The organism is Micromonospora sp. CP22 (assembly GCF_009712475.1).
In the GTDB taxonomy this organism is placed as follows: domain Bacteria; phylum Actinomycetota; class Actinomycetes; order Mycobacteriales; family Micromonosporaceae; genus Micromonospora.
Genome location: NZ_VCJO01000003.1, coordinates 541,446 through 556,853 on the forward strand (window position 1 = coordinate 541,446; position 15,408 = coordinate 556,853).

Genomic DNA, 15,408 nt, shown 5'->3' on the forward strand with positions numbered 1-15,408 from the left:
GCTGCAATTTTCGGTACGTTTGACGCTTAACACAAAAGGGCTGGTCAGCGTACGAATGGCGCCAGCCAGCACGACGTTCGCTGCGCGCTGGCCGAACCGGGATACCTCGGTGGCGCGCGGATCAGGCAACATCGGCCTGTGTTCGCCCCGCCCGAACGTCTCCGACGCGGTGCCGTCGATCCGAGAGGGCCAGGCCGACAGTTTCGGCCAGGACCCCGCCGAGCACGGCGAGTGCCGCACAAGCCAGTCCAGGCAGTCCGGCCATGACCGTGGCGACCAGCACCGACACCAGCCCGGCCAGGTGTACGCCCACGCCGTACGCGAGGATCCGCGGTCGGCCGCCGGCCAGGGCACCCGCCCGCAGGTAACCGCGCACCACCCACCCGGCCGGGATCAGCAACGTGGCGACCGACCAGATCAGTGCCAGTTGCAGCGGCTCGCCGGTCAACTGCGAGAAGTTGTGCAGGTAGAGGCTGTGCAGGGGGGTGAACAGCACGAAGCCGTACGCCACGGTTATCACGCCGACCAGGAGGGCACCGAGCATACGCGGAACGGGATCGGCGGGGTTGCGGCGAAGCGCCGCCGCACCGACCGTCTCGTAGTCGCCCATCGGGCCGGTGAACAGCGACAGCAGGCCATAGACGACGGGCCAGGCGGCCAGCGAGGCCAGCGAGGTGGCGGCGTGCGCGATCCCGATCGTGGTGATCAACTGGGGAATCATGTTGAGCATCCGCGCTGCGGCCATCGGCAGGTGTGCCGCGCTGATGACGCCCAGCCCGGCCGCTGGCGCGTCGGCTATGTGGTCTTCCACCGCTCGCACCCCGCGTAACCGCAGGGCCAGCGTGGCCGCCTCGGCACAGGCGCCCAAAGTCAGCGCGGCCGCGCCCCAGGCCGCGCCGGAGGCCACGAACGGCGCGGTGCACCACGCGAACGTCGCTGACGCGACCAGGCGGACGCCGGTTGCCACTCCGATGCCACCGGTGGCGCCGAACGCGATGAAGCGGCCGTGCAGGTATCGGCGGGAGGCCACGACCACGGAGGCGGGTGCGAGCGCAAGCAGCGCCGCGCCCGCGTCCCGGGAAGTCGCCTCGTCCAAGCTGAACAGCGCGGCCAGGGCCGGGCGGTACAGTCCGAGCACGGCGATGACCACCGTCGCCGCGATACCGACGGCCATCGCATACCGATGGATGCTGCGTCGTGCGTACCGGCCGTCCAGCGTGACCACCAGCGGTGCCAGCGCCAGGGCCGGGCCATTGACCACCACGATGACGGCGACTGCGATGCCGAGCGCCGCGAGGGCCCGGTCCGGCGATTCGGACCGGGCCACCGCCGCCGCGACCACCGGAATCTCCAGCACCAGCAGGCTGGAGCCCAGGCTGGTCGGCAGCCACTGCCACCAGAGCTGGCCGAGGGTGGATGAGCTGCGCGACATCAGGCCGCCGGGCGGTCGCGGCGGTACTGCTCGCACAGACATCCGGACCGGAACTGGTACTCGGTGAAGGTGAAGGTGAGCGTATCGGTGTTCACGTAGAGACTCTGCCCACTGGTGCGGGTGGTCGGTTTGGCCCCGGAGAGCAACTGTAGGACCTCGTTGACGGCGATACCGGCGAGCATGGCGACGGTCGATCCGGTCAGCGCTGCGGTCTGCTCGTGCCGCAGGATGTCGAAGCCGTAGATTCCGGCACACTCCCAGCACGGCGTCACGCCGGGCAGCATGGTGGGGCCGACCCGGGCACCCTTGTCGGTCGCCCCGATCGAGGTCAGCGGTGTCCCGGTACGCAGGCTGGCCAGGTTGGACCAGGAGGCGGCGAACTCCCGTGGCCGATCGAAGGCGTGCAGGAAGAAATCGGCGCCGTCGATCAGCTCGGCCAGGTCGTCCGCAGAGCCGATGGTGCGGTCGTGCGCGGTGAACGTGGTCTGCGAGTTCTGCATGAAGAGGTGGCGGCGCAGCGACTCCAGCTTGTGGGAGCCGACGTCCACCTCGTCGAGGGTGCTGTGGGTGGGTAGGTTGTCGACGGCGAACGTGTCGAAGTCGACCGCCTCGAGGTGCCCCACACCGGCGGCATTGAGCAGGCGTAGCAGGGTGGTACCGCCAGCGCCGGTACCGACGACGACGACCCGGGCGTCCCGAATGCGCCGCTGCCCGTCGAAGCCGGTCCAGCCCGGCCGGTCGAACAGCCGAAGGTAGTTGATCTGGCGACTCCAGCGATCGAGGGTAGCGGGCGGCAGTCCAGCGGTGTCCTCGGCATCGTCGAGGACACCGACCCCGGCGAGGCCCCGCAACCAGTCGTCGGTGTCCGGGTACTTGGCCCTCAACTGCTCGACGCTGTCGGTGCCATCGAGGCCGACCACGAAGTCGACCATCTCCGGCGTCGGGTCGGTGATCCGGACCTTGTCCGGGCCGACACCGATGAACAGGTGGTTCTCGTCCTGGCGGTGGTAGACCCGCAGGAACGGCTTGAGGCGTGGCTTGCTCACGGTCTCCTCCGCATTGGTGGTCACCCTCAGGGGTGGTGGGGGCCTCGCGGCCCCCACCGGGCACGATCAGATCTGGTTGCCGTGCCACTCCTTGACGAGGCCCTCCTCGTACACGCGCTCGATAAGCATCTGGTCACCTCCCTCCATCAGCTGCCGACTCCCGGGTGGGAGTCCGACGGTCACGGTGGCCGGGAACGTCGGCGGTATCGCGGCGAGGTCCAGACGGCGATCCGGTGAACGTTCCGGCCAGGCCCTAAAGGCTCCGGACGAGTCCGCCGTCACAACGCAGCGCGGTCCCGGTGATGTACGAGGCCGGCGTTCCGCAGAGGAACGCGGCTGCGGCGGCGAACTCCGCAGGGCGGCCGTACCGGCCGGCCGGAATCCCGGCGATCGAGAGGGCCTTCGTCTCGGCGACGGTGTGGCCGCTGCGATGCGCGTTGGCCGCGTCGACCGCCGCCGTCCGGTCGGTCTCGATACGCCCCGGCAGGAGCAGATTCACCGTGACGCCGTCGGCGGCCACCTCCGCCGCCAGTGTCTTGAGGTACCCGGCCAGTGCCGCCCGAGCCAGGTTCGACAACGCGAGGTTCGGCAGCGGTGCGGTGACCCCACTGGAACCCACCGCGAGAATTCGTCCCCAGCCCCTCTCTCGCATGGCCGGAAGGGCATACGAGACCAACCTGACGTGCTGTCGCACCAACCCGTCGAACGCTCCGTCGATCGCGTCGACATCGACCTCCGCCGCCGCACCGGGCGGGGGACCCGGCCCGTTCAGAACCAGAATGTCCGGCGCGGCGAAGGCCGCGACCGTTGCCTCGAACAGCGCCACCGGACCGTCATCGGCAAGGAGATCGACGCCGACTCCGACGGCGCTCGGCAGCGCTGCGGCGATCTCCTTCGCGAGGGCCTCCCGGCGACCGGTTATCACGGTGTGCGCGCCTTCGGCTGCCAGCTGCTCGGCTATCGCCCGGCCGAGACCGCCGGTCGACGCACAGACCAGAGCGGTCTTTCCGGCCAAACCAAGATCCATCCGTCCTCCTGAACACCTGACGGCCGAACCGCCGGTCAGCGGCCGGCGACCCGATCGACCATCTCGTCGCCGGCGGAGTTGCGCTTCACGGTGATCACCTTCTGGTGCGGATCGGTGACCATGACGCGCTGTAGCACCCGCGCCTGGTCGGAGATGTCCGTGCGCGGCGACCACAGCGCACCGTCGTACAGGACCCGCAGGTCGTTCACGCTCAGGCCGCTCATGCGCTCCAGGCGCGGCGCGAGGGCACGGTTGTCGGAGCCGGCCAGCAGCGCTCGGATGGCGTCCTCGTCCATGAGCAGATCCGGGTGCTCGGCGGCCAGGAACTCGCGAAGGTGGGCTGCGCCCCCGGCGAACGGCGAATACACCATGCAGACCAACTGCGTGGTGGTGAGCCCGAAGGCGGTCTCGGCGTACTCGGTCGCCATCCGGCGCGTCCGGTCGATGCCCTCCTCGGTGTCGTACCGCAGGCGCATCTCCTCGACCAGGTGCTCCGGGAAGTTCTTGCGACGCATCAACTCCAGCGCGAAGTCCACGTACTGACCGACGCCCTCGCGGTAGGTGCGTTGGTACACCCGCTCCGTCCGCAACCCACGCAGATGCGCCATGAGCAGGGGGTTGGCGCAGTCGGACTCGGTGAAGTTGAAGGCGACCTCGTCGAACACGAAGTTCAGGAAGTCCGAGAGAAGACGCCAGTGCGCTCCCGAGGCGTAGCTCGTGTAGTCGTAGATCGAGAAGAACCGCAGCGTCGCCGGAACGTCCGAGGTCACCCCGCGCTCCTGGATCCGTTCGACGTCGTCGGGGCCGTGAATCTCCCGGAAGTAGGCGATGGCGAGCCCGTTGAGGGTCTCCAGGGTGCCCTTGAAGCCCATGCGGGCGTCGGCCGGCTTCAGACCGGCCTCCCGCGACAGCTTACGGATCCACAGTGCGTAGTCGCGCTGCTCCTGGGGAGAGTCTCCGGTGATGATCAGGTCGACCCCGCCGTCGTGGCGGGCCGCGATGCCGAAGGAGTTGGCTACGTTCAGGTTGCAGGCGTTGCAGAAGGTCGCGCGACCGTCGCCGTAGCTGCGGTGGCCAGACATGAGCATGTCGGTGCGGTTGAACTCGATCAGGCGGTGCGGCATCGGGCGGTCCCGCTCGAACGGACGGACTTGCTCGCCCTCCACCAGAAACAGGTCGACCCGCGGATCTTCGTAGAGATGCAGCGCCTGGTACGTCCGGTCGATGTTCAGCATCACCTGGTACGGCATGCCGCCATGCCGCATGGTCACCACGCGCAGTTGGAACGTGTCGCCATACCGCTCCGCGAGGGCAAGGTGGACGGCGCGCACGAAGGCGAGCGCGTACGCACTGTCCTTGCCGCCGCCGTAAGCCACCATGACGGTGTTCCGCGCCAGGTCGTCCTGGTATGGCAGGGACTCGTACAGGCGCGTCGCGCATTCCTCGACCGCCGGGACGTCTCGCTCCGGTAGGGCCTTTCGTAGGTCAGCCAGGACCGTCTTACGCAGCATTGAATGTCTCCCCCTAGGTATCTCCGCGAGAAGCGGTCGAACCTGTTTCTTTGGATCGCGCAGCCACGCGGCCGGCTATGGGTGAACGGGAACCGGTATCTCCTCGCGCAGCCAGGTCAGGAATGCGGCGTCACTCAGTAACTCGGTGTGACCGCCGGGAAAGTCCTGGTGGGCGAAGCCACCACGGGTCGCCTGGTCCCACTCGGCGATGCCGACGGTGGTGGTGAGCGGATCGGTCTCTCCCCGCGCGGCGAGGATCGTAGAGCGCAGCGGACCGTACCTGGCGGGGTCGAACCCCCTGAGTAGGGTCAGGTCGCTCATGGCGGTGTCGATGATGACCTCCCGCCATTCGCCCGAGGAGTTGAACTCCGGGTTCATCTCGTCGAGGTACACGGCCAGGTCGGCCCGGCTGCGGGTGACCGAGTCGGGCACCGACAGCAGGTGGGGCGGCATCGCCCCGACGACCACCACCGCGGTCGACTCGATCGCGCGCTTCTCCAGCTCGGCGGCCGCCGCGAAGGCGACGTACGCGCCGAAGCTGTGTCCGACGAGCACCGGTCGGAGAATCCGCCGATTCGTCACCTGCTCGACGCAGGACTGCACGACCTGGTCGAACGACGAGGCGGGCTGTCCGAAGTCCTCGCCGAAGCGACCTGGATAGCACACCAGCCAGGCCGACGACTCGAACGCGCGCATGAGCGGGCGTAATTCGCCGCCGAAGGAGCCTGCGCCGGGAAGGACGGCGATGTCCGGGCCCATGGGAGCTCTCCTCTCCGATCTCAGAAGCCGAGGCCCAGTTCGTCCATCACCAAGGCGATGCTGATGGCGCTGAGCCGGTAGTCCCACTTGTCCTGCCGGTCGGTCCGGCTGGTGACGAGGCAGTCCGGCGCGAACAGGCCGGTGGCCGCGACGAGCTCAGCCCAGCGGGACCAGGTCTGGCCGGTGACCGAATCGAGGTCCGGCGCGGTGAAGCCGTGCTTCCCTCGGCGCATGACCGAGTCCGGAACGACACCCGCGTAGGCTGCCCGCAGACACGCCTTGCCCTCGAAATCCACAACCTTCGCGTCATCGCCCAGTCGCGCCGCGGCGCTAACGACGGCATTGCCGAGGAACGGATACCGGCCCTCGATCGAGGCCTTCATGAGCATGGAGTCGCCATGGTCGCCCAGCAGGTGACCGGAGAGTTGGACGTAGACGTCGGCGACGGAACGCAGTTGCATCGGCGACAGCCGACGGGCCTCCTCGTCCGAGAAGGGGATCAGCCTCGTCCGCCAGAACTCGTTTCCCGTGACCGCCTCAAGGGCTCTTGAGGAGAGGTATGTGGTTCGGCGATCGTCGAGCCTGCGCCAGTCGACCTCCCAGCTGAACTCCGGGTTTCCCCAGGCCTGCTCGTTCTCGCTACGACCGGAGCGTTTGAACCGGGTTGCGCTGTCGAACGCGTACGAGTCGTAGCCGAAGAACAGCTCGTCGGCCCCCTCGCCGGATACGACGCCCTTGATGCCGTTGGTGCGCACGGCCTCCGCCAGCATCATCGCCGCCACGTTGTAGGTCTCGCGCTGCGGATAACAGCAGTGCCGGACCATCTCCTCGAACTTCGTCAGAACGTCCTGGGGCCGGCACAGGATCTGCTCGTGTTTGCTACCGATCTTCTCCGCTACCTCGCGCTGGAATCTGCCCTCGTCGAGTGCCGGATCGTCGAAGACGACGGAGAACGTCCGGACCGGCCGGTCGAGCAGTTGGCTGCACTCCACCGCTATCGCGGTGGAGTCGAATCCGCCGCTCAGATAGGCGCCGATCTCCACGTCAGCATGCAGACGGTCGTACGTCGACTGCCGCATGCTCTCCCGAAGCTCCTCGGCGGAGACGGGCGGGCCGCTGTCTGTGAAGTCGCCGTATCGCCAGTAACGGACGGTTTCGTGCCCGTCGGCGTCGAACCGGACGGCACAGCCGGGAGGTACCGCCAGCAGGCCGTCCACGAGCGTACGCGGCGCGACGATGTTGCCCAGCGAGAAGTACTGGTCGATGGCGCCGACATCCACCTTCCAGGCCCGGTCGAGGCACTGCACCAGCGGTTTGATCTCCGAGCAGAAATGCACCCGATCGCCATCCACGGCGTAGTACAGCGGGCAAATCCCGAATCGGTCCCGAGCGAGCAGCAGACTGCTGTCGGCTCGGTCGAAGATGACGGTGGCGAACTGTCCGTCCACCAGGCCGAGCCCTTCGATGCCGTAACGGGCCACGAGTTCCGGGACCACGGCGACGTCGACACCGTTGTGCCCTGGTTCGGCTCCGCATCGCTCGCGGAGCGCCCGGTGGTTGAACACCTCTCCGTTGGTCATGGCGAGGTAGCGACCGCTGCGGTCCTCCGCCGGTTGCCACCCGTCGACCAGACCCGTCATGCCGAGGCGCGCGAGCTTGGCCGACAGCGTCCCGGTGTTCAGCGAGTAGGTCTCGTCCGGCCCCCGATGGACGATCCGGGAGTGCATGGCGGCTACGAGGCCCCGGTCGAATCGTTCGGTCGGTGAGTAGGTTCCACAAACCCCGCACACGGTGTCACGCACTCCGCTCGGACAGCTGGAGGACCAGATCCTGGAGGTTCCTGGCGCGCAGGATGTCTCGAACGCCGACGTCCATCCAACCCAGCTCCTTGAGCTTCGTCACCAGGATCACGGTCGAGGCCGAGTCGCCTCCGATGTCGAAGAAGTTGTCTGCCAGACCGGCGTCAGTCGTTCCGGTGAGGCGCCGTACGAGTTGGAGAATCTGCTCCTCCACGGGCACCGCGACGGCAGTGTCCGGCTCCGCGCGTCGGCCGGCCCGCAGCGCGTCCCGGTCCACCTTGCCGTTGCGGGTGTACGGCAGCGCGTCGACCCGTTGGATCACCGAAGGAACCTTGTAGCCGTCGAGGACCGACTCCAGGTACCCGCGAACCTCCCGCGCGGTGGCGGCACCCAGGTAGTAGCAGACCAGGGCATCCGCTGCGGCCTGGGCAGAGCCGTCGTGCGACTCGGCGGTGACCACGGCCTCGACAACTCCCGGGCAACGACAGGCGGCGCTCTCGATCTCACCCGGGTCGAGGCGGTAGCCGCGCACCTTCAACTGCCGGTCAACCCGTTCAACGAAGAAGTACTGTCCGTCCCGTTCCTCGACCACATCGCCGGTCCGGTAGACCCGGGCCCCGTTAGCGTCGCGAAAGTGCTGCACACCCGTCGGCGTCAGGTATCCGAGCGCGACACACTCGCCAGTGATCACCAACTCTCCCCGGGGCACGTCGCTACCGGCGGCGTCGACCGCCGTCGGCAGGGGCTCCAGGCGGAGAGCGCCCTCGCCCACCAGGTCGCCCAGCGGTACCCCGTCGGTGCACTGGTCCGGGTTCAGTGGATCGGTGAGGAGATTGCAGATCGTGGTCTCGGTCGTCCCGTAGGCATTGTGGAACGCCGCCACCTCGGACCATTTCCGCACCACTGCCGGGCGGCACGCGCCACCACCGTTGATCACGTGCTGAAGACTCATCGCGGACGTCGGTTCGGTGGCCGTCAGCGCGAACGGCGTGGTCTTGAGGTGGGTGATCCGGAAATCCTCGAGCGTGGCGCCGAGCGTGCCGCCAGGTCGCAGCTGCTGCTCGGGAAGAATCACGAGGCATGCGCCGGCAGTCAGCGTCCAGAGAATCTCCGTGATGCAGCCGTCGAAGGTCAGCCGGGCGAACTGGAGCGTGCGGGACCGCGCCGTCACCTCCAGCCGCCGCACATGGTCCTGGATGACCCGCGCCAGCGGATCGACCCGGACAAGTACGCATTTCGGCTCACCGGTCGAGCCCGAGGTGTGGATCGCGTAGCCGATCCGGTCGCCATCGCCCGGCTCGCTGCCGACCATCCGCGACTGCTGTTCCTCTGCGGCTCCCCACGGGAGCGTCGAAGCTGCGACGAGCGCGGGGATCGGCGACCGGTCCTCCGTACGGGCCACCACCCTGATGCACAGCGAGGCGACCTTGCTCGCGTTCTGGGTTTCGCTGTCGCGTGGGTCGATGAACACGAACGGACACCCGGCAGCCATCGCGCCGATCATGGCGACGATGGAGGACGCAGTCCGCGTGGCCTCGATTCCTACGAACTCCCCGGGCCTGGCCGAGGTCTGAAGTTTTGCGGCGAACTCGTCGACGTACTCACCGAGTTGCCGATAGGTGATCACCTCGTCGGCAGTAGCGAGGGCGTCATGCGATGCGTAGCTCGAAATGGCGGTCTCGACCGCCGATACGATTGAGCTCTGTTTCATGATCAGATCCCAGCCCTCATGCCACGGTGTGTGAGAGAGTGCCAACGCCGTCGACGACGGCCTTTATCACGTCGCCCGGGGAAATCACCGCAGCTCCCGGCGTACCGGTGCAGATCACGGTTCCCGGGGCGATGGTGCGGCCGGCGGTGAAGTACTCGACCAGGTACCCCAGGTCGTACTTCATGTCGGATACGGTGGCGGTGGCGATGACCTCACCGTTGCGTACCGTCGATACGCGAATGGCCTGGAGAGCGGCGTCATCGAACTCGTCCAAGGTCACCAGCTGCGGCCCCACGCTGCAGAAGGTGTCGAATCCCTTGGCCCAGGGGATGTACCGCGGGTTCTCCCGAATCACGTCCTCTGCCGTCATGTCGAGGACGGCGGTGACCCCGACGATGACCGAACGCCATCTGTCGCGGCTTACGTTCTTGCAGGTCTTGCCCACGATGAGGCCCAGTTCCGCCTCGGCGGTCACGCGCTTGCTCTGGGAGGGGAGCGAGATCTGCTGGCCGTTGCCGATGAGACAGCTACGCGGCCGCAGATAGGATCCGGGGCCGGATGCTGGCTGCGGTGCGTTCAGGTCGGCGGAATGGCCCCGGTAGTTCAGCCCCGCACCCCAGATATCGCCGCTGTCCATGATGGTGGCGGCATTCTCGAGCGTGCGGCTGGTGGCCCGCACGGCGCTGATCTGGTCCGCGATCGTCGTTCGGTGGGACTCCAGTAGATCGTTCATGAGCAGCCCCTGGACGCCGGACAGTGGCACCCAGCCGCCGTCACCTCGGCTGGCGAAGATCTGGTAGCCGCCCTCGACAGCGAATCGGGCCAGCCTCATCGGGCACCTCCAGTGACCGGGGCGTCCAGGGACTTCATGGCGGCCTCAATGGAGCTGACCATCTGATCCGCCGCCTCACGGATATCGTTCTTGTGGATACTGCGCTGAGCCAGTCCAGCGGCCTTTTCCATCAGGATCGCCGGCTCCAGGCCGTGCTCCGCGCAAATCTTCTCGATGAATGGGAAGTAGCCGGAGTGCACCCCGATCACGCCGCCGAGCACCTGTAGGTTCCGGTTCTCCGGGAGTGGTTCGAGGCTGGTTCGGCAGTATCCTGCGATACGCGCCAACTCCTGGTAGGAGTACTTGTCCTCGCCGAGGATGCTCATAATGCCGGCGAGTGACTCGGTCTCCGCATTGCCTGCGCCACGGCCGATCCCGTCCAGCGTACCGTCGACAATCACCGCACCTGTTTCCAGCGCGGCAATGCTGTTCGCGTTCGCCAGACCGAGGTTGTCGTGACCATGAAAGCCGATCACTGGGCACAGGTCCTTCACGACGTGGATGTACTCCTTGACATCGCTCGGCAACATTGAGCCATAGGAGTCTACGATGTACAAACCGGCCAATCCCGACGGGATTCCGCTCAGCATCTTGGGTATCTCGGATGCGGGAGTGGCACTAGACTTCATGAGGTTGAGATAGACCTCGTCACAGATTTCGACCGCCTGCTCGATATAGTCCAGGTTGTCCGCGACCTGGCTGGCCTCCATGCCGAGACGGACGAAGGACATACCCTGGTCACATAGATCAGTCAGGGTCGACAGCCGACTGAACTCCGGTTGGGAGAACATGCCCCACGAGGACGAGGTGAGGTTGGACCGGGCAATTTCGCACCACCGGTCCAGCTTGATGTTGCTGGCCGTGAATCCGGCCCGCTCGGCTTCGAATCCGATGCCGTGTCCGATTTCAATCTTTTGGATGGGCGTACTGTCCAGGCGGCGCAGAAGGGACGCTACGAAATTTTCGTCCATCTGGAAGTTCACCGCGTAGGAGCCTTCGCGGAGGGTAGCGTCGAGAACTTCAACGGCCGGATTTCGGAAAGGCGGGGCGAGTGGCGCGGACACTGTCAACTCCCAACCTGCTCGCTTGTGCTGATTGTTACTGGAGCGGCTGATCCGAAGGTTCCGGAAGCCTGGATCAGCCGGTGCTGAAAACGTAGACAGTGCCGTCCTCGGGCGGTCCTCGGCAATTCCCCGTGAGTCGTGCCTCGGTAACCCGCAGCGACGATGGGCAGCCCGCGAGGTGGAGCTGACAGGGCTGCGCGAATACGAGAGTCCCGCCTACTGGACGAGCCGGGACTGGATGGTGAGTCAGTGCCGGATCAGGTCAGTTGCAGGCAGTAAGCACGAACGAGCTCGTTCATGCGGTAGCGGCCCTGACCTATCGCATTGAGCAGGTGGAAATCGACCAGTTCCTCGAGCAGCCGAACGGCCCGGGAGACGGACAGGTTTGCCATCCTCGCCACCTGGTCCGGCTCGATGTCCTGTACCTCGATGCGCCCGAGCAGCCGGAACAACCGCTGGTGTTCAGGGTCGAGCCAATAGAAGGACATGTCGAAGGCGGCGGCCACCCCGGTGTTCTCGGTGTTCAACTCGGCCAGCCGGGACTCGTTGTCCGCGAGCCGCGCGGCCAGGTAGGACACGCTCCAACTGGTCCGGTCGCGTAGCCGAACCGCAGCGCTGCGGATGGCGAGCGGCAGCCGCCCGCAGAGGCGCAGGATCTCGTCCACGGCAGCCGTCTCCGCGAGCGGCCGGTCGTCACCCACCACGCTGTTGAACAGGTCCCGTCCTGCCGCGATGGAGAACTCGGACAGCGATAGCTGACAGGTCGAGTGCAGGCTGGGCAGCCGCCGCCGGCTGGTCACGATGGTCAGACATCCGGCCGCGCCGGTCAGCAGCGGCGTGATGTGAGACGTGCTCGCAGCGTCGTCGAGGATGACCAGAACCCGCTTGCCGCGCAGCCGGTTGTGCCACGCCGCGCGCCGTCCATCCAGATCCGCGGGGATCGACTCGGTGGGTACGCCGGAAACACGCAGCAGCATGGACAGGACCGACGACACCTCCGTCCATCGTCCTCCGATGCCGTGCGCGCCGAGATCGACGAAGATCTGACCGTCCGGGTACGTCGCCGCGAGCCGCCGACCCAGGTGCAGGGCGAAGGCGGTCTTGCCGATACCCGCCATCCCGTCGATCGCGACGACGGCCGCTGGCACCACACCCGCCCCTTCGGTGTGCCGCCGCAGCGCCTGCACCACTGTGGCTTCTTCCCGTTTCCGGCCGGTGAGCCGAACCGCCTCGGCCGGCAGGTTGTGCCACGGGTACGCCGGCTCGGACGCGGCGACCGGCGCGACGGCGACCGGCTCGGCGGCGGTCGGCGCGGCGGTGACCGGGTCGGCGGCGGTCGGCGCGGCGGTGACCGGGTCGGCGGCGGTCGGCTCGGCGTCGGCCGGCACACCGTTCGCGAGAATCCGCAGGTGCAGTTCCTGCAACTGCGGCTCCGGGTCCACACCCAGTTCGTCGCGTAGGAGACGGCGGGCGGTGTCGAACACCTTCAACGCCTCCGCCCGGGCACCGGAACGGCACAACGCGATCATCAGCTGCGCCACGAAGCGCTCACGGAACGGGTTTTCGGCCACCGCCTTGGTCAGCTCGCCGATGAGCGACGTATTTTCGCCGCTCTCCAGTTCGAGATTGAAACATTGTTCGAGAACGGTCAGCCGCAGTTCCTCAACGCTGACGACCTGGGACAGCAGTGGCGCGCTGGTCAGCCCGGCCAGAGCCCGTCCGCGCCAGATCGACAGGGCGGAGCGCAGTGCCTTGATCTTGAGCGCCGGCTCGGTTTCCAGTCCAGCCAGCTCCACCTGCCGGGTGAACTCCTCGAGGTCGAGCGTCGCGTCCGCGCGGTCGAGCTGATAGCCGTCGCCGACCGCACAAATCGTGACCCCGGTACCCGCCAGCAGATGGCGCAGATGTGACACCGCGTTGCGGATCTGCTTGGAGGCGGTCGACGGTGCGACGTCGCTCCACACCGCGTCGACGAGTCGGGAGAGCGCGACCGGCTTACCGTCGGCAAGAAGGAGCATCCCCAGGACGATCTGTTGCTTCGCGCCGTTGATACGGATCGTCGTATCGTGCGCCTGACAGTCGAGCGGTCCGAGGATACGAAACACCGTAACCGGCACTAGTTACCCCCGTAACTAGGTGGCGATCTGTCGGGCGGTGCCGCTACCCGACGACGGTGGTCAAACCGGATCTCGCCATTGCCGGCAGGCGATGAGCAGGTCTGTCTTCACAGCAGCGTGAAGCGCAATCGGGTCCGGGGCCGTTACGATAACGACGCCTCGAACCCTTCGTCAATGATGAATATGACACCCAGACAGCATCGCGTGACTGTGGGTAATCACCACAGTGATGACGTCCGAGGTACCGCGCCGTGCCGATGCCCTCCCCGGGGGATGGAGGGCATCGGCGTAGGCGGACCGCGGAACTCCACGGGTTCACCCAGCACGGTGTCGAGCCGGACATCTCGAAGTCACGGGTTGCCAGCCGATGATGCCGGGCGTGCCACCCGGCGGTCTTGTACGAATTTGACGTGACGGCCGGAGTGCGACGCAAGGTCCGGCCGTGCCCGCACAAGACTTCCGCAAGGTCCTCGCCGACTGACCCGGTTGGCACGGGCCCGGGGCCGTGGAGTCGTCGGACAGGCCCTGGTCACCCCGCGAACGCTGCCTTCAGCGCGTCCGCGGAGACTCCCTCCGGCAACGGAAGCCCCAGGAGGACGAACAGTGCGGTCAGGAACGCCACGCGCTCGGATTCGCCGATCGTGCCGCCACGGCGGATGGTCTTCGCGGTTGGTCCGACGGCCTTGAACGCAGCCGCGAAATCGGCGGCGGAGAGCGCCGTGACGATTTGTCCGGCCGCCTGCGAGGGAGCGGTTTCCTGCTCACCGGAGCCGGCCGCCGCCGTTGCGTGATCCTTCGCGATCCTGCCGATCTGCTCGCCCATCTGGGCCTTCACCGAGACCGTCTCGTCCGGTCGGCCGGCGACGAGCAACGCACCGTCCAACCATTGCGGCTCGACGCTCTGCGCGGACCCGACACGGGCCACCGGCACCACCAGGACCGGCGGGTGCTCGACATCGAGGTCGAACATCAGCAGACGCAGCCACAACAGGTCGGTTGCGACCGCGTCCGTGGAACAGACGATCACCGGGGCCTCCGCAGCGAACTCGGTCGCCGCGTCGAGCAGCGGCGTTCCCTGCAGCGACGCCGAGGAAGTCGGGCCCGTCCCGGTCGACTCGGTGAAGCTACGCGCCCTCAGCGCGGGCGACCAACGGACGTCTCCGGCGGGGTCCGCCTTGAGCACGGCGAGCGGTACCCGGCCGAGCGAGAAGGATTCGGCGCGGTCGGCATGCCCGGCCTCCATCAGGTCACTCAGGTAGGCGTCCACTGCCTGCTCGTGGCTTCGGCCATCGTGCCGGCCCGCCCGTACCACCTTCCCGGTCTTGATGATCGGTGGCGTCAGCCAACTGGCCGGGTCGGCACTGGGCTCGTGCGGCCCGAGGCCGAACCGGACCGGCAGCCCGGTGGCGAGCGCGAACTCCAAATCGGCAGCCGAGTGCGCCGGGTTGACGATGACCGCACCGGTGCCGAACTCGGGCTTGACCCAGTCCGCGACCCACACCGGAAGCAGATCACCGTGCAGTGGATGGCGCACGAAGCGGCCACTGAAGTACGGCCGTCTCTGCACCTCGGATCCCGCGAGCGCCTCATGGTCCGGATGAACCGCCACCGCGCAGGCTGCGGTGAACGGCGACCAGTCGGTCGTGAAGGTGCTGAGAGCACCACCGCTCGCCGCGCCCGTCACCGGGTCGGCGAACGGCAGGTGAAAGACCGCCCCCGGTGCCCGACGCAGCGCCTTCTGCTGCTTGGCGTCCAACCGCGAGCCCCAGGACGGCGCCGACCCCTTGGCCACTGCGGCGAGCGCGGCCGGTGAGGGCGTGTAGGTCAGCGTCCAGGGTCCTGCCTCCTCGTCGTCGGCGCTCACTGCGAGCCTTCCCGCGGACGCCAGGGCCCGCAGCACGGCCACCGTGGACATCGCCGACGCCGACGCCGACGCCGAGGTGCCACGAAGCACATCGAGCCTCTCGCAGGCGGCGGTCACCGCTTTCAACCGCCGCTCATGCAGGTCATTCGCCGCAGCGCCGATTGTCATGATCTTGCTAGTCACGTTTCGCCTCCACCATTGGGTCGCCAGGACCATCGACATAGTAGGGCCCGATATCCCCAGAAA

The 15,408-nt window shown here is 67.3% G+C and carries 11 protein-coding genes; all 11 read right to left on the reverse strand.

Translation table 11 applies throughout. From position 1 onward, the window contains the following. Positions 1–121 precede the first annotated feature (121 nt). Positions 122–1,432 carry a hypothetical protein gene (locus FF096_RS08425; RefSeq protein WP_155215927.1) on the reverse strand — a complete coding sequence of 437 codons (1,311 nt, stop codon included), beginning with the start codon at positions 1,430–1,432 and terminating at the stop codon, positions 122–124. After that, positions 1,432–2,478 carry a ThiF family adenylyltransferase gene (locus FF096_RS08430; RefSeq protein ID WP_155215930.1) on the reverse strand — a complete coding sequence of 349 codons (1,047 nt, stop codon included), beginning with the start codon at positions 2,476–2,478 and terminating at the stop codon, positions 1,432–1,434. Before FF096_RS08430 ends, FF096_RS08425 begins: the two co-directional genes overlap by 1 nt. Positions 2,479–2,731: 253 nt before the next feature. Further along, entirely contained in the window at positions 2,732–3,505 is a 774-nt protein-coding gene (locus FF096_RS08435; RefSeq protein ID WP_155215932.1) for an SDR family oxidoreductase, read from the reverse strand. 35 nt (positions 3,506–3,540) lie between these two features. After that, entirely contained in the window at positions 3,541–5,016 is a 1,476-nt protein-coding gene (locus FF096_RS08440; RefSeq protein ID WP_155215934.1) for a PqqD family protein, read from the reverse strand. A 75-nt stretch (positions 5,017–5,091) separates the two neighbouring features. Then, positions 5,092–5,775 (reverse strand): thioesterase II family protein, encoded by a 684-nt coding sequence (locus FF096_RS08445; RefSeq protein ID WP_155215936.1) that lies wholly within the window; start codon positions 5,773–5,775, stop codon positions 5,092–5,094. A 20-nt stretch (positions 5,776–5,795) separates the two neighbouring features. Next, the gene (gene asnB / locus FF096_RS08450) at positions 5,796–7,577 is read right to left on the reverse strand and encodes an asparagine synthase (glutamine-hydrolyzing) (RefSeq protein WP_309222911.1); all 1,782 of its coding nucleotides are present in this window, start codon (positions 7,575–7,577) and stop codon (positions 5,796–5,798) included. Continuing rightward, positions 7,570–9,285 (reverse strand): non-ribosomal peptide synthetase, encoded by a 1,716-nt coding sequence (locus FF096_RS08455; RefSeq protein WP_155215938.1) that lies wholly within the window; start codon positions 9,283–9,285, stop codon positions 7,570–7,572. The genes asnB and FF096_RS08455 overlap by 8 nt, the downstream gene beginning before the upstream one ends. Positions 9,286–9,301: 16 nt before the next feature. Beyond that, complete coding sequence (locus tag FF096_RS08460; RefSeq protein ID WP_155215940.1) at positions 9,302–10,117, reverse strand: fumarylacetoacetate hydrolase family protein; 816 nt, start codon at positions 10,115–10,117, stop codon at positions 9,302–9,304. Continuing rightward, the gene (locus FF096_RS08465; protein ID WP_309222912.1) at positions 10,114–11,181 is read right to left on the reverse strand and encodes a hypothetical protein; all 1,068 of its coding nucleotides are present in this window, start codon (positions 11,179–11,181) and stop codon (positions 10,114–10,116) included. The genes FF096_RS08460 and FF096_RS08465 overlap by 4 nt, the downstream gene beginning before the upstream one ends. A gap of 257 nt (positions 11,182–11,438) precedes the next feature. Next, entirely contained in the window at positions 11,439–13,199 is a 1,761-nt protein-coding gene (locus tag FF096_RS08470) for an AfsR/SARP family transcriptional regulator (RefSeq protein ID WP_155215944.1), read from the reverse strand. 628 nt (positions 13,200–13,827) lie between these two features. Next, positions 13,828–15,384, reverse strand: coding sequence for a class I tRNA ligase family protein (locus FF096_RS08475; RefSeq protein WP_196222484.1), 1,557 nt, complete (start codon positions 15,382–15,384; stop codon positions 13,828–13,830). Positions 15,385–15,408: the final 24 nt, after the last annotated feature.

Excerpts from the sequence above, each read along its gene's own strand:
- FF096_RS08425 (WP_155215927.1), bottom strand. The coding sequence starts at position 1,432 with ATGTCGCGCAGCTCATCCACCCTCGGCCAGCTCTGGTGGCAGTGGCTG.
- FF096_RS08435 (WP_155215932.1), bottom strand. The coding sequence starts at position 3,505 with ATGGATCTTGGTTTGGCCGGAAAGACCGCTCTGGTCTGTGCGTCGACC.
- FF096_RS08440 (WP_155215934.1), bottom strand. The coding sequence starts at position 5,016 with ATGCTGCGTAAGACGGTCCTGGCTGACCTACGAAAGGCCCTACCGGAG.
- FF096_RS08445 (WP_155215936.1), bottom strand. The coding sequence starts at position 5,775 with ATGGGCCCGGACATCGCCGTCCTTCCCGGCGCAGGCTCCTTCGGCGGC.
- FF096_RS08455 (WP_155215938.1), bottom strand. The coding sequence starts at position 9,285 with ATGAAACAGAGCTCAATCGTATCGGCGGTCGAGACCGCCATTTCGAGC.
- FF096_RS08460 (WP_155215940.1), bottom strand. The coding sequence starts at position 10,117 with ATGAGGCTGGCCCGATTCGCTGTCGAGGGCGGCTACCAGATCTTCGCC.
- FF096_RS08470 (WP_155215944.1), bottom strand. The coding sequence starts at position 13,199 with ATGCTCCTTCTTGCCGACGGTAAGCCGGTCGCGCTCTCCCGACTCGTC.
- FF096_RS08475 (WP_196222484.1), bottom strand. The coding sequence starts at position 15,384 with ATGTCGATGGTCCTGGCGACCCAATGGTGGAGGCGAAACGTGACTAGC.